The sequence below is a fragment of the Xanthomonas sp. DAR 35659 genome (assembly GCF_041242975.1).
Lineage (GTDB): Bacteria > Pseudomonadota > Gammaproteobacteria > Xanthomonadales > Xanthomonadaceae > Xanthomonas_A > Xanthomonas_A medicagonis.
Map to the genome: position 1 here is coordinate 2991695 of NZ_CP162488.1, position 14263 is coordinate 3005957.

The window sequence follows — 14263 nt, forward strand, 5'->3', positions numbered from 1 at the left end:
CTCTAGATGAGGGCGTGCGGAAACCGGACAAGACAATCCGCCAAGGTTAGCAGGCCCGGCCCGCTCAGTCCTCAGGCTCGTAACGCGTGGCTGCGCGGATGCTGTCGCCATCGAAACCGCGTCGTGCCAGCAGATCGGCGGCCTTGCGCCGTTGCGGCAGATCCACCGGCCCTGCGGCGCCGAAGCGGCGTTGCACCAGATCGCGGGCGTTTTCGGTCCAGTCGCCCTCGAATGCGGCCATCGCGGTGGCAATGGCGTCGCTGTCCAGGCCGTGCGTGCCCAGTTCGGCACGGATATGCAACGGGCCGTAGCCGGTATTGGCGCGGCTGCGCACCAGTAGCTCGGCGAAGCGGGCGTCATCCTGCCAGCCGTCTTCGGTCAGCCGGTCCACCGCCGCGGCGGCGGCATCCGGCTCGACGCCACGCACCCGCAATTTGCGGGTCAACTCCTTGCGCGAATGCTCGCGCCGCACCAGCAGGCCCAGGGCCTTCTGCAGTGGCGTCTGTTCCGGCTGCCGGCGGCGCCGGCGCGGTTCTTGTGTCTGTTCGTCGTCGCCCATGCAGGCTCACCACCACGATCCATGTGCCGTCCCTGGCACCTGCCCTCCTGGCTTGCTCAAGACTGCCGAGGGAGACGAGAGGCACTGACTCCACCGCTCCCCCGGCAGAAGACCATCACGCCTCGGCGTCGTCGTCGCCGTCCTCGGCATCGCTCGGCGCGATTTCCGTCGGCTGGAACTTCTCGCGCAGTTCGCCTTCCAGCTTGGCCGCCACCTGCGGGTTGTCGCGCAGGTAACCGCGGGCGTTGTCCTTGCCCTGGCCGATGCGCTCGCTGCCGTAGCTGTACCAGGCGCCCGCCTTCTCGACCAGCTTGGCTTCCACGCCCATGTCGATCAGTTCGCCTTCGCGGCTGATGCCCTCGCCGTACAGGATCTCGGTGATGACCTGCTTGAACGGCGGCGCCAGCTTGTTCTTGACCACCTTGATCTTTGTCTGGTTGCCGATGATCTCGTCGCCCTTCTTGATCGCGCCGATGCGGCGGATGTCCAGACGGACCGAGGCGTAGAACTTCAGCGCGTTGCCGCCGGTCGTGGTTTCAGGGCTCTGGCCCGGCATCATCACGCCGATCTTCATGCGCAACTGGTTGATGAAGACCACCAAGGTATTGGAGCGCTTGATGTTGCCGGTGAGCTTGCGCAGCGCCTGGCTCATCAGGCGCGCCTGCAGACCCGGCAACTGATCGCCCATCTCGCCTTCGATTTCGGCCTTCGGGGTCAGCGCGGCGACCGAATCGACCACCACGATGTCCACCGAACCCGAACGCACCAGCATGTCGGCGATTTCCAGGGCCTGCTCGCCGGTATCCGGCTGCGACAGCAGCAGTTCGTCGACATTGACGCCCAGCTTGGCGGCGTAGATCGGGTCCAGCGCATGCTCGGCGTCGATGAACGCGGCGGTGCCGCCCTTCTTCTGGCACTGGGCGATGGCCTGCAGCGTCAGCGTGGTCTTGCCCGAGGATTCGGGGCCGTAGATCTCCACCACGCGACCCTTCGGCAGGCCGCCGATGCCCAGCGCGATGTCCAGCATCAGCGAGCCGGTCGGAATCACTTCCACGGCTTCGATGACCCGATCGCCCATCCGCATCACCGAGCCCTTGCCGAACTGCTTCTCGATCTGGCTCAGGGCGGCAGCGAGCGCGCGCTTCTTGTTCTCGTCCATTTTGGTGTCCTTCGAAGGTGAGGGTGATTTGCGAGGTAGGTTCAATTTAGCGGCCAGGTATCGCACAGGCTGAGACGGTGTGCGGCGAAGAAAAAATAATCCGTCCGAGCCTTGGTACGACAGCGGCGAATGGCGAGGCGGCAGGTCGGAAAAATCCGGCCTGCGGTGTAGCGCATCCCTTGCTCAGGCAGGGACGTTCAACGGTTGGGACGCAGCAGGCCGCAATACAGGCCTTCGATCGCGAAATCCTGGTCCGGCAGGACCTCGATCGGTGCGTAGTCGGGGTTGCGCGGCAGCAGGCGGATGCGGTCCTTGCCGATCTTCAGCAGCTTGACCGTGATCTCCTCGTCGATCCGCGCCACCACGATCTGCCCCGAGCGGGCATCGCGGGTGCGGTGCACGCCGATCAGGTCGCCATCGAAGATGCCTTCGTCGCGCATCGAGTCGCCCTGCACCTTCAACAGATAGTCGGGCGCCGGCGAGAAGAACACCCGGTCCAGCACCACGAAATCGTCCGACCCGATGTCCGCGCCGATCGGCAGGCCGGCGGCGACCCGCCCGAGCACCGGCAGGCGCAGGACGTCGGCGCTGTCGACCTGCGCCGCCGGTGTCGGCGCCGCGGCGCCGCTTACCAACCGGATGCCGCGCGCCTGACCCGGGACGCGCCGGATCGCGCCGGCCTGCTCCAGGGCTTCCAGGTGGTACTGGGCGGCACGAACGCCCTTGAAGCCGAAGGCACGGGCGATCTCGGTCTGCGACGGCGGCGCGCCGTCGTGCTCGATGCGCTGGGCGATCAGGTCGAGGATGGCTTGCTGGGTTTCGGTCAGTTCCATGGTTAGTAGTAATACTACTAAAACCCGAGATGCGCAACCTCCGCCCGACGCGCACGGTGTGCGGCTACGGCCGCGACAACGGCGACACAAGCCATGGACGCAGCCGGCCAAGGCAGTGTGGCTGCACGGCCTGTATCGCCACGGCTGCCCTGGGCCAGAACGCGTCGCGACGACCGCCCTCCTTCGCCTGTCATCGCGGCCACGCCCGCACCGCAGCGGGCATCCTCGGCCCTACGACCGCTCCCCGCTCAGCGCCCGCTGCGCCAGATCGAGATCAGGATCCAGACGCCCGACAATGCCGCGCCGATGAAGCCGCCCACGCCGATCGCCAGCAGCCAGCGGCTGGAGACGCCACCGACGCTGTTCATCACGATCGAGGAACCGATGATCAGCGCCGCGGTGACGATGCCCATGGTCAGCCGGTTGGCGGCGCGGTTGACCTGATCGCCGAACCCTTTCAGCGACGTGGTCTCGACGTTGAGCTGCAGCCGCCCGCGCCGCGCCGCCTGCAGCAGCCGACGGGTATCGCGCGGCAGGTCGCCGAGCAACTCCAGCGCGCCGAGCACGGTGCGTCGGCCCCGCTTGGCCATCGCCCGCGGGGCGAAGCGCTGCAGCATGACCCGCTCCAGGTACGGCGCCGCGGCGCTGGCCATGTCGAAGTCCGGATCGAGCTGGCGCCCCACCCCTTCCAGGGTCAGGAAGGTCTTGATCATCAGCGCCAGGTCGGCCGGCAGCGCCAGCGCGTGCTGGCGCAGGATCGCGGTGACGTCGCCGAGCATCGCGCCGACCCGCAGTTCCTTCAGCGGCACGCCGCGGTATTGGTCGACGAACCCGGCGATCTCCAGTTGCAGCCGCGCCTCGTCGATCTCGACGTCGCCGTCGGTCCACTCCAGCAGCACGTCGGCGACCGCCTCGGCCTCCTGCGTGACCAGCCCGTGCAGCAGTTGCACGACCTGGTAGCGACGCTGCTCGGAGATGCGCCCGACCATGCCGAAGTCGATCACCGCGATGCGCTCGCCGGGCAGGTAGAAGATGTTGCCCGGGTGCGGATCGGCGTGGAAACAGCCGTCCTCGAGCACCATCTTCAGCACGATGTCGGCACCCACGCGCGCCAGTTGGCGCCGGTCCAGGCCGGCGGCATCCACGCCCGCCAGATCGCGTCCGCCGATGCCGGCGACGAAGTCCTGCACGTTGAGCGTTTCGCAGGTCCACTGCCAGTGCACGCGCGGGATGACGATCTCGTCGCGCCCCTGGAAATTGGCGGCGATGCGCTCGGCGTTGCGGCATTCGCCGGCGAAGTCCAGTTCGCGCCGCAGCGACACGGTGAACTGATGCACCACCTCCGCCGGGTGGTAGCGCTTGAGGTCGGCCGCGCGCGCCTCGACGATCTCCGCCAGCCGCGCCAGCAGCCGCAGGTCGGCCTCGATCACGTCGCGGATGCCCGGCCGGCGCACCTTCATCACCACGGCGGTGCCGTCGTGCAGCCAGGCGCGATGGGTCTGCGCCAGCGAGGCCGCGGCCAGCGCGGTTTCCTCGACGCGGGCGAAGATCGCCGACGGCGCCTCGCCCAGCGCCTCGATCAACTGCGGCAGGATCTGCTCGTAGGGCAGCGCGGGCGCGGCGTTCTGCAGTTCGCCGAGTTCGTCGATCCACTCCGGCGGCAGCAGGTCCACGCGCGTGGCCAGCACCTGGCCGAGCTTGACGAAGGTCGGGCCGAGGTCCTGCAATGCGCGCCGCACCCGCTGCGGCGCCGACATGCGCAGCATCTCCTCGGCGTTGTGCCAATGCAGCAGGCGTCCGGCGCGCTCCAGCACGTCGGCCATGCCGATGCGGCGGACCACGTCGCCGAAGCCGTAGCGGATCAGCACCGAGGCGATTTCCTGCAATCGCCCCAGGTCGCGCACCGTGCTCAGCGCTTCCCACATCGCGGTCGCCATTACGGCCGCCCGCCGATGCGATCGGGAGCAGCCACGCGCCCCCCGCTCACAGCAGCGCGCCGAGTCCGTGCAGCGCCGCGGCCACGGTCTGCCGACGCACCGCGTCGCGGTCGCCATCGAAGTGGAACAACTGCGCGCTGGCATAGCCGCCGCGCCGCTTCCAACCCACCCACACGGTGCCGACCGGCTTGTCGGGGGAACCGCCGCCGGGGCCGGCGATGCCGGTCACCGCCACCGCGATGCTGGCGCCGGAATTGACCAGCGCGCCGGACACCATCTCGATCACCGTCTCGCGGCTGACCGCGCCATGATGCTCCAGCGTCTGCGGACGCACCCCCAGCAACGCCTGCTTGGCCTCGTAGCTGTAGGCGACCATCCCGCAGTCGAACCAATCCGAGGAGCCGGAAATGTCGGTCATCGCCTTGGCGATCCAGCCGCCGCTGCAACTCTCGGCGGTGACCAGGCGCTCGCGCGCGGTGCGCAGCCGGTCGCTGAGCGCGGTGGCGAGCTGCAGGAGTTGCGGATCGGTGGGGACGTTCATGGCGCTGCTCGGGAAACCAGTGCGCTTTGTAGCCCAATTCGCCGCGGCTGTCGCGCTTGCGTGGTGGTACGCCGGAATGCGCGGTTTCGGCGATCGCCATGCGGGCCGGCGGGGTTGCATCTCGTGCGCAGGCGCACGGCATCGCGCAATGACAGCCTCGCCAAGCCGCATCCGAACACCCGACGTCGTCGGTGCGCGCCTCCTCGCTGCATGAGGCCCCGCCGGCCTCGGCCATTCGTCGCCAAGCGCGTGGGATGGTGCGTGGTTGTCGCGGTTGAAGGCGGTCGGGAGGTGTGGCGATCCGGTCGCCGCGCCATCGCTCTTCGGGAGTGAGGTCACTCCCACACGATGGCTGGCCATTCGTGATGTCAGGATGGGAGCAACTGAGGGACCGCTCCGAGAACTTCAACTTCAACGGGCTGCACCAAGGATCCGTCATGCGGTTCCATGTCTGGTCATCGGCGACAAGAACTGTTGTTTTGGTCGCTTACCCGCTACTTGCGAACGGCTTGAAGTACGCATCGAGAGCGGCTGTAGGTGCCCTTGGGTGCGCGTTTTTGCTCGTGCCGATCCGGTTGGGTTGCTTCGTGTTGCTGTCGCGGCTGAAGCCGCTCCTACAGGGGCGGCGATGGGGGCGGCGCTTAGCGCCGCTGCCACTCCTCTTCCTCGCGCGGTGGCAGCAGCGCGCGGATCTGTGCGCCGTCGGCGCTGGCGGCCAGGCGCTCGGCCTCGGTGATCGGGATGTCCACCTGCAGCAGCCAGCCGTCTTCGTCGGCCTGCTCGCTGCGGATCACCTGCAGCTGGTGCAGCTGCGAGCGCAGGCGCCCGGCGCTGGACGGCAGGCGCAGGCTGCCCTGCACGTGCTGCAGTCCCAGCCGCTGACCGAGCACGCCCTGCAGCAGATCCAGGCCACGTTCGTCGCGCGCCGAGATCCACACCCGCTCGCGGCGCGCTTCGTCCGGCACGCCGTCCTGTGCGTCGTGGCGCACCTCGGCGCCGTCGATGCGGTCGATCTTGTTGAACACCAGCAACTGCGGCAATTCGCCGGCACCGACCGCGTGCAGCACCTCGTCGACCTGGGCGATGCGCTCCTCGCGCAGCGGATCGGCGGCGTCGACCACGTGCAGCAGCAGATCGGCCTCGCGCGCCTCGGACAGGGTCGAGCGGAACGCCGCCACCAGCTCGTGCGGCAGGTTGCGCACGAAGCCGACGGTATCGGCCAGCATCGCGTTGCCGCCGGGCAGCGCGATGCGCCGCACGGTCGGGTCCAGGGTCGCGAACAACTGGTCGGCGGCGTAGGCCTCGGCGCCGGTCAGCGCGTTGAACAGGGTCGACTTGCCGGCGTTGGTGTAGCCGACCACGGCGATCCGCGGCAGTTCGCTGCGCACCCGCGCGCGGCGCATCTGGGTGTGCTGCACCTCGACTTTTTCCAGCCGCTTCTGCAACTGCTCCACGCGCTTCTGCAACAGGCGGCGGTCGGTTTCCAGCTGGGTTTCGCCGGGACCGCGCAGGCCGATCGAGCCGCCGCGCTGGCGTTCCAGGTGGGTCCAGCCGCGCACCAAACGCGTGGCCATATGCCGCAGCTGGGCCAGTTCGACCTGCAGCTTGCCTTCGTGGCTGCGCGCGCGCTGGGCGAAGATGTCCAGGATCAGCCCGGTGCGGTCGATCACGCGCCGCTCCAGGTACTTTTCCAGGTTGCGCTCCTGGCCAGGACTGAGCGCATGGTTGACAAGGATCAGGTCCGCGCCGCTGGCATCGGCGGCGGCCTTGACCTCCTCCAGCTTGCCGCTGCCGATGAACGTCGCCGGACTCGGCTTGTCGATGCGCGCGGTCACGGTGGCGGCGATGCTGGCGCCGGCCGAGCGCGCCAGGTCGGCGAACTCCTCCAGCACATCGTCTTCCAACGGACCGCCCGCGTAGGGCTGGATCAGCAGTGCGTGTTCGCCGCGGCGGGACCGATCAAACACCCGCGGCTCCGGTCTTCGCCACCGAACTACTCGACTTCGTCATCACCCGCACTGCCACCCTCGTTCTGCTGCACATAACCACCGCCCGGCCCGACGCGCACGTTGCGTGCCGGCACCACGGTGGAAATGGCGTGTTTGTAGACCATCTGGCTCACGGTATTGCGCAACAGCACCACGAACTGGTCGAAGGACTCGATGGTACCTTGCAGCTTGATGCCGTTGACCAGGTACACCGACACCGGCACCCGTTCGCGACGCAGCGCGTTCAGGAAAGGATCCTGCAAGGATTGCCCCTTGGACATGCTTCACTCCCGATTATTGTTTTTATGTGCCCGGGTCGGCACTGCAGCTCCCCTGCCGTGGCCCGGACCGTCGATGTTACACAACCGCGGGCCCAAGCACAGCGCGGGGCGTAGCCAAATCAGCCAAGAAAGTCCGCCACAGCGCCCTCCAGCCCGGCGCCGTCGCGCTGCGGATCGAACCAGCGCGCGCCCAGTTCGCCGCGCAGCCAGGTCAGCTGGCGCTTGGCCAACTGGCGGGTGGCGGCGATGGCGCGGTCGCGGAACGTCGCCGCATCGCTGGCGCTATCCAGGTGCTCCCAGGCCTGCCGATAGCCGACTGCGCGCACGGCCGGCAGCTCCAGCGGCCGCGCCACCTGGCGCAGCGCCGGCAGCGCGCGCAGCGCCCGCACCTCGTCCAGGAAGCCCTGTTCCAGCATCGCGTCGAAGCGCAGCGCGATGCGCCCGTGCAGGACGGCGCGCTCGGCCGGCGCCAGCACCAGCTTGAGCACCCGCAGCGGCAGCCGCGGCGGCGCGGGCTGCGCCTGCCAGGCGCTGATCGGGAGGCCGCTGAGCTGGAACACCTCCAGCGCGCGCTGGATGCGCTGCGCGTCGCCCGGCCGGATCCGCCGCGCGGCCTGCGGATCGACCCGCTGCAACTGCGCGTGCAGCGCCGCCCAGCCCTCGGCCTCGGCCTGCAGCGCCAGGCGTGCGCGCAGGTGCGGATCGGCGGGCGGCATCGGCGCCAGGCCTTCCAGCAAGGCCTGGAAATACAACCCGGTCCCGCCGGCCAGGATCGGCAGGCGGCCGCGGGCGACGATCGCCTCCAGCACGGCGCGCGCGTCGGTGGCGAACTCGGCGGCCGAATAGGTCTGCCAGGGATCGCGCAGGTCCAGCAGGTGGTGCGGCACCCGCGCGCGCTCGGTCGCATCGGGCTTGGCCGCACCGATGTCCAGGCCGCGGTAGACCAGCGCCGAATCGACGCTGACGATCTCGCCACCGTAGCGCTCGGCCAACGCGATCGCCGCGGCGGTCTTGCCCGACGCGGTCGGCCCCATCAGCGCGATCGCGCGCGGGCGCCGGTCGGCCGCCATCAGTCCTCGTCCGGCCAGCGGATCGTGTTCGCCGTTGCGCCACTGCGCGGCAGCGGGACCGCCATCAACGCCTGCCAGACCTTCAGCGCATCCACGGTGGCGGCGACGTCGTGCACACGGAGCAACGCCGCGCCGCGTTGCGCGGCCAGCAAGTGCGCGGCCACCGACCCGGCCACGCGCTGTTCCGGCACCTCGCGCCCGGTCAGTTCGCCGATGCTGCGCTTGCGCGAGAGGCCGGCCAGCACGGGCACGCCCAGTTCGACGAACCGCTCCAATTGCGCCAGCAGTTGCAGGTTCTCGGCGGTGCTCTTGCCGAAGCCGAAGCCCGGATCGACCAGCAGGCGACGCTTGTCGATGCCGGCCATTTCGGCGGCGAAGATGCGTTCGGCCAGGAACCGGTGCACCTCGCCGACCACGTCGTCGTAGCCCGGCGCGCTGCCCGCGGCGTAGGCGTCCGCGGGCATGTGCATCAGCACCACCGGCACCTGCAACTGGGCCGCCGCGTCCAGCGCGCCAGGCTGGCGAAGGGCCTGCACGTCGTTGATCATGCCGGCGCCGGCGGCCACCGCCGCGCGCATCACCTCCGGCTTGAAGGTATCCACGCTCAGCGGCAGCGTGGTCTGCGCCGCCAGCCGTTCGATCACCGGGACGACCCGGCGCACCTCTTCCTCGACCGGCACCGGCGCGGCGCCGGGGCGGGTCGATTCGCCACCGATGTCGAGCAGGTCGGCGCCCTCCTCGGCCAGGCGCAGGCCGTGCGCGACGGCCGCTTCCAGGCTCGCGTGCGCGCCGCCGTCGGAGAAGGAATCGGGCGTGACGTTGACGATGCCCATGACCCGCGGGCGATCCAGCAGCAGGCGGCGTCCGCCGCAGTCCAGGCTCGGCGAGGTCTCGAACATCACAGGCGCTCCTGATCGTGGGTGCGCCGCGATGGCGCACGGTGGGCGCAGCGCGACGCGGGCGGGAGTTGCGCGCTGGCGGAATTCACCACTGGCGACGGCGAACTGCGGAAGGACGATGGCATGACGGAACGGCCAAAGTGGGAGGGGATCATTGTCGCGCAGACCGGGGGCACCCGACCACGCGGCGGCGCGCGGAGGCGAACGCGATGCCTGTGCAGTGTGTCGCCATCGCCGGCATCAAAAGGATGCCGCCGTGCCGGAGAACTGCGCTTCGGCGCCGGGGCGATCCGCAGCCCGCAGCGACAAGTCTCGCAATGGTGCGTCACACGAGCTCTGGGCGCACATGCCGGCATCCCCCTGGTTCGTCTACCAGGAAGTGGCACAGCGCAACGGGCATGTCAGTTGGCTGCCACCCGATGCCGTTGATTCGTCGGTTGTGCCGCCGTCGCAGTGCGCACATGGCACGCCGCTGGCCGCCGCATGCGGGCGCAGCCGGGCTGCTCGCTCCCAGACGACGCCACACCCTCGTCGCTCGCCTGTGGGATGCACAGGCGCAACGCCACCAGTGCGCGCCAACAAAAAACACAAGACCGCCGCCACCCAATCGCGCGGGCAACAAAAAAGCCAGGGATCGCTCCCTGGCTTTTTCGACGAACCGATCAACGCGTCAGAGCTGCTCGGCCGGCCCGGCGATCGGCGGCAGCGGCCGCGAACTGCCCTTGTCGTTGCCGCCATCCTTGCCGTCCTTGCCGGACTTGTTCCAGCCCATCGGCGGCGGCGGATCGCGGCCTTCCATGATCGCGTCGATCTGCGGCACGTCGATGGTCTCGTACTCCAGCAGCAGCTTGGCCATCACGTGCAGCTTGTCGATGTTCTCGGTGAGGATGGTCTTGGCGCGGTTGTAGGCGCCGTCCAGGATCTCGCGCACCACGTCGTCGATCTTGCGCGCGGTCTCGTCGGAGACGCTCTTGTGCTGGGTGACCGAACGTCCCAGGAACACCTCGTCCTCCTCCTCGCCGTAGGCGATCGGCCCCAGCTCGTCGGACAGACCCCACTTGGTGACCATGTTGCGCGCCATCTTGGTCGCGCGCTCGATGTCGTTGGACGCACCGGTGGTGACCTTGTCGGCGCCGAAGATCAGCTCCTCGGCCACGCGTCCGCCGTACAGCGTCGCCAGGCGGCTGTGCAGGCTTTCGCGGGTGGAACTGTAGCGATCGCCCTCGGGCAGGAACTGGGTCACGCCCAGCGCGCGGCCGCGCGGGATGATGGTGACCTTGTAGACCGGGTCGTGGTCCGGCACCAGGCGACCGATGATGGCGTGACCGGCCTCGTGATAGGCGGTGTTGGTCTTCTCTTCCTCGCTCATCGCCATCGAGCGGCGCTCGGCGCCCATCAGGATCTTGTCGCGGGCGCGGTCGAAGTGATCCATGCGCACTTCCTTGACCGTCTCGCGCGCGGCGAACAGCGCCGCCTCGTTGCACAGGTTGGCCAGGTCGGCGCCGGAGAAACCGGGCGTGCCGCGCGCGATCAGCATCGGCTCGACGTCGTCGGCCAGCGGCAGCTTGCGCATGTGCACCTTGAGGATCTGCTCGCGGCCGCGCACGTCCGGCAGGCCGACCACCACCTGGCGGTCGAAGCGGCCCGGGCGCAGCAGCGCCGGGTCGAGCACGTCCGGACGGTTGGTCGCGGCGATGACGATCACGCCTTCGCCGCCCTCGAAGCCGTCCATCTCCACCAGCAACTGGTTCAGGGTCTGCTCGCGCTCGTCGTGACCGCCGCCCAGGCCGGCGCCGCGATGGCGGCCGACCGCATCGATTTCGTCGATGAAGATGATGCACGGGGCGTGCTTCTTGGCCTGCTCGAACATGTCGCGCACGCGGCTGGCGCCGACGCCGACGAACATTTCCACGAAGTCCGAACCGGAAATGCTGAAGAACGGCACCTTGGCCTCGCCGGCGATGGCCTTGGCCAGCAGCGTCTTGCCGGTACCGGGCGGGCCGACCATCAGCACGCCGCGCGGGATCTTGCCGCCGAGCTTGGTGAACTTGGTCGGATCGCGCAGGAAGTCGACCAATTCGCCGACCTCTTCCTTGGCCTCGTCGCAGCCGGCGACGTCGGCGAAGGTGACCTTGATCTGGTCCTCGCCCTGCAGCTTGGCGCGCGATTTGCCGAAGGACATCGCGCCCTTGGCGCCACCGCCGCCGCCCTGCATCTGGCGCATGATGAACAGCCAGAAGCCGATGATCAGGATGACCGGCAGGAAGTTCAGCACCAGCGACCAGAAGCCCGGGCCGTTGGCCGGCTTCTGCCGGGTCATTTCCACGTTCTTGCTATACAGCACGTCGACCAGCTTGTCGTCGCGCGGGCCGTACACGGTGCTCTCGCTGCCGTCGCCGCGCTTGAAGCGGATCGCGGTCACCGCCAGCCCGGTGTCGTCGGTGAAGTCGACCGACTTCACCCGCCCGGCGTCCACTTCCTTAAGGAACTGGGTATAGGTCACCGAGTCGTTGCCGGGGCCGCCGGCCAGGCGCGGCGAGAAGCTCTGGAACACCACCATCAGCACGACGGCGACGACTACCCACAGCAACAGATTCTTGGTCAAGTCGTTCATCCTCATTGGCTCCGGTGTCCCTTCAACTCTTTCTCGATGCGTGATGCGACGGGTTCAGCTTACTTGATCTGGGCGCGCTTGCCCTGCCCGAGGGCATAGACCTCCGGCGACCGCTTGCGCGACGCCGCCGGTTTGCGGATGGACACCTTGTCGTAACGGCGGCGCATCTCACGGATGTAATCGTCGGACCCGACGCCCTGGAACAGCTTGATCAGGAACGCCCCGCCCGGCTTGAGGTGGGTATCGGCGAAGTCCATGGCCAACTCCGCCAGATGCATCATCCGCGGCTGATCGACCGCGTCCATGCCGCTTTTATTGGGGGCCATATCCGACAGCACAAGGTCTACCGGGCTGCCGCCCAGCATGGCCTCGAACTGCGATAGCACCTGCTCTTCCCTGAAGTCGCCGTGAAGGAACTCCACGCCGGCCAGCGGCGGCATCTCCAGGATGTCCAGCGCCAGCACCCGGCCGCGCTCGCCCAGCGACTTGCGCACCTGCTGCGACCAGCCACCCGGCGCGGCCCCCAGGTCCACCACCACCATGTCCGGGCGCAGCAGCTTGTCGCGCTGCAGCAGTTCTTCCAGCTTGTAGGCCGCGCGCGAACGCATGCCCTCGGCCTGCGCCTTCTTCACGAAGGGATCGGCGAAATGTTCGCGGAGCCAGCGTTGGCTGCTTTTGCTGCGGGTTGCCATGGGAGCGCGGTCGAGACGGACGGCCATGATACCCTGATCGCCCTTGGCAACCCCGTTCCCGCCTGCATGTCGATCAGCCTGACCCCGTCCCAGAACCGCTTCCTGCGCGGCCTGGCGCACGACCTCAAACCCCTGCTGCAGATCGGCGGCAAGGGCGTCACGCCGGCCTTCCTGGCCGAACTGAACGAGGTGCTGGAGCGCCACGAACTGGTCAAGGTGAAGGTCGGCGGCGAGGACCGCGAGGCCCGCGACGCGAGCATCGCCAGCCTGGTGCAGCAGTCCGGCAGCGTGCTGGTGCAGCGGATCGGCCACACCGCGATCCTGTACCGCCCGGCCAAGGAAGACCGCCAGATCGTGCTGCCGCGCGGTTGAGCGCGGCACGGTGACGCCATGCAGCTGACCCAGGACCTGCCCGACTACGCCTACACCCTGCGCATGGCCGACGGCCGCCAGGCGAAGGTGAACGACCGCTTGCTGACCCGCAGCTTCATCCTCGCCCCGGACACCCTGGTCGAGCAGTGGGAGGCCCCGGCCGCGGCGGACCTGCAACCGCAGCAGTTGCAGCCGCTGCTGGACCTGAATCCGGCCTTGGTGATCCTGGGCACCGGCGAACGCCAGGTGTTCCCGCCCGCCGCGGCGCTGGCGCTGTTCCTGACCCGCGGCATCGGCATCGAAGTGATGAACAACGCCGCCGCCGCCCGCACCTACAACGTGCTCGCCGCCGAAGGCCGGCGCGTGGCGGTGGGGTTTCTGCTGGAAGGCTGAGCTGGGGTTCGCCCGGCACGGTGCAATCGACGCGTTAGACCACTTGGAGGAAGCACCGTAATGTCCGAAGCAAAGACCACCTCGAGTGCCTGGCTATTCCTTTCAGCCATTGCATTCATGTTCTTGGGCCTGACCTATAACCCGCTATTCTTCGTCTGCTCTATCTTCTTGTTCTCGGCAACGGCGGCCAGACACAACAAGAGTATCGGCATCGCTGGCGCAGCGTTCGGGCTTGTGTTTCTGTTTCTCATCCTTGGCTATGGTGTGGGCAAGGACATGGCCCTTCGTGATAACAGCCAGTCATCGGTTAGCCATTCAGGCCATGCTGCGGCCTGACACTTCATTCAAGGCGACGCCGCTTCGCGGCTCGGCTTAGTTCCGGTGTTGGGCCACGGAAGGAGATTTCAATGAGATGGATGGTTCAGATCGCAGCCGGTGCCTTGGCGCTTTGCATTGTCGGCTCGGCCAGCGCTAAAGACTGCGAGGCGGGCGCGTCGAACATGGCGGAAGTCCGCGCCTGTCTCGCGGAGCAGCAGACCACCGATCTTGATGCCGCGCTGTCGCGCGTTGCCGTGCTTGTCAGCAAAGACAAGTCCGCTACCGCCGCGCTCAGGCAATCCCAGGCGAGTTGGCTCAAGTTTGTCGAGGACTCGTGCAGCTTCTCGGTTGCCATCGCGCCATCCGACGCATACCCCGAGGATGTGCGGACGAACTGCAGGGCTGACTTCACCGCCGCGCGCATAAAGATCCTTCAGGCCTGGTCCAAGCAACTCGGCCCCGGCCGTTAAGTCGGCCGTGGCCTAAACATTCGTCCAGACCTGCGCCGCTTCGCGGCGCGGCTTGACTCAGGTGTTCGGCGGTCACGCCCCGCTTTTTTGTAGGAGCGGCTTCAGCCGCGACCGGGCCTTATCTGTGAGATTCGGTC

Annotated in this window: 15 protein-coding genes; 4 read left to right on the plus strand and 11 right to left on the minus strand. The window is 68.2% G+C overall.

All coding sequences use genetic code 11. From position 1 onward, the window contains the following. Positions 1-64 precede the first annotated feature (64 nt). The 11 genes from recX to rlmE form a co-directional block, all read right to left on the minus strand. Positions 65-559, minus strand: coding sequence for a recombination regulator RecX (recX, locus tag AB3X07_RS12570; protein WP_369938941.1), 495 nt, complete (start codon positions 557-559; stop codon positions 65-67). A gap of 115 nt (positions 560-674) precedes the next feature. Further along, complete coding sequence (gene recA / locus AB3X07_RS12575) at positions 675-1718, minus strand: recombinase RecA (RefSeq protein WP_369938942.1); 1044 nt, start codon at positions 1716-1718, stop codon at positions 675-677. A gap of 197 nt (positions 1719-1915) precedes the next feature. Continuing rightward, positions 1916-2551 carry a transcriptional repressor LexA gene (gene lexA, locus AB3X07_RS12580; protein ID WP_369938943.1) on the minus strand — a complete coding sequence of 212 codons (636 nt, stop codon included), beginning with the start codon at positions 2549-2551 and terminating at the stop codon, positions 1916-1918. A 248-nt stretch (positions 2552-2799) separates the two neighbouring features. Continuing rightward, on the minus strand, positions 2800-4476 hold the full coding sequence (locus tag AB3X07_RS12585) for an ABC1 kinase family protein (protein ID WP_369944749.1): 1677 nt from the start codon (positions 4474-4476) through the stop codon (positions 2800-2802). Between the two features lie 58 nt (positions 4477-4534). Continuing rightward, positions 4535-5029, minus strand: coding sequence for a CinA family protein (locus tag AB3X07_RS12590; protein ID WP_369938944.1), 495 nt, complete (start codon positions 5027-5029; stop codon positions 4535-4537). Between the two features lie 641 nt (positions 5030-5670). Then, complete coding sequence (gene hflX / locus AB3X07_RS12595; RefSeq protein ID WP_369938945.1) at positions 5671-6996, minus strand: ribosome rescue GTPase HflX; 1326 nt, start codon at positions 6994-6996, stop codon at positions 5671-5673. A gap of 26 nt (positions 6997-7022) precedes the next feature. After that, on the minus strand, positions 7023-7298 hold the full coding sequence (hfq, locus tag AB3X07_RS12600; protein WP_010341316.1) for an RNA chaperone Hfq: 276 nt from the start codon (positions 7296-7298) through the stop codon (positions 7023-7025). 119 nt (positions 7299-7417) lie between these two features. Next, complete coding sequence (gene miaA, locus AB3X07_RS12605; protein WP_369938946.1) at positions 7418-8368, minus strand: tRNA (adenosine(37)-N6)-dimethylallyltransferase MiaA; 951 nt, start codon at positions 8366-8368, stop codon at positions 7418-7420. Next, complete coding sequence (gene folP / locus AB3X07_RS12610; protein WP_369938947.1) at positions 8368-9267, minus strand: dihydropteroate synthase; 900 nt, start codon at positions 9265-9267, stop codon at positions 8368-8370. Before folP ends, miaA begins: the two co-directional genes overlap by 1 nt. Positions 9268-9937: 670 nt before the next feature. Then, positions 9938-11881 carry an ATP-dependent zinc metalloprotease FtsH gene (ftsH, locus tag AB3X07_RS12615; RefSeq protein WP_369938948.1) on the minus strand — a complete coding sequence of 648 codons (1944 nt, stop codon included), beginning with the start codon at positions 11879-11881 and terminating at the stop codon, positions 9938-9940. Between the two features lie 59 nt (positions 11882-11940). Continuing rightward, entirely contained in the window at positions 11941-12573 is a 633-nt protein-coding gene (rlmE, locus tag AB3X07_RS12620; RefSeq protein ID WP_369938949.1) for a 23S rRNA (uridine(2552)-2'-O)-methyltransferase RlmE, read from the minus strand. Between the two features lie 66 nt (positions 12574-12639). On the opposite strand from rlmE, the gene yhbY reads away from it, so the two are divergent. From yhbY to AB3X07_RS12640, 4 genes are all read left to right on the plus strand, one after another. Then, the gene (gene yhbY / locus AB3X07_RS12625) at positions 12640-12945 is read left to right on the plus strand and encodes a ribosome assembly RNA-binding protein YhbY (protein ID WP_369938950.1); all 306 of its coding nucleotides are present in this window, start codon (positions 12640-12642) and stop codon (positions 12943-12945) included. Between the two features lie 18 nt (positions 12946-12963). Beyond that, complete coding sequence (locus tag AB3X07_RS12630; RefSeq protein ID WP_369938951.1) at positions 12964-13338, plus strand: Mth938-like domain-containing protein; 375 nt, start codon at positions 12964-12966, stop codon at positions 13336-13338. Positions 13339-13398: 60 nt separating this feature from the next. Further along, entirely contained in the window at positions 13399-13674 is a 276-nt protein-coding gene (locus tag AB3X07_RS12635) for a hypothetical protein (protein WP_369938952.1), read from the plus strand. A gap of 80 nt (positions 13675-13754) precedes the next feature. Beyond that, positions 13755-14126 (plus strand): lysozyme inhibitor LprI family protein, encoded by a 372-nt coding sequence (locus tag AB3X07_RS12640; protein WP_369938953.1) that lies wholly within the window; start codon positions 13755-13757, stop codon positions 14124-14126. The last annotated feature ends 137 nt before the right edge of the window (positions 14127-14263 follow it).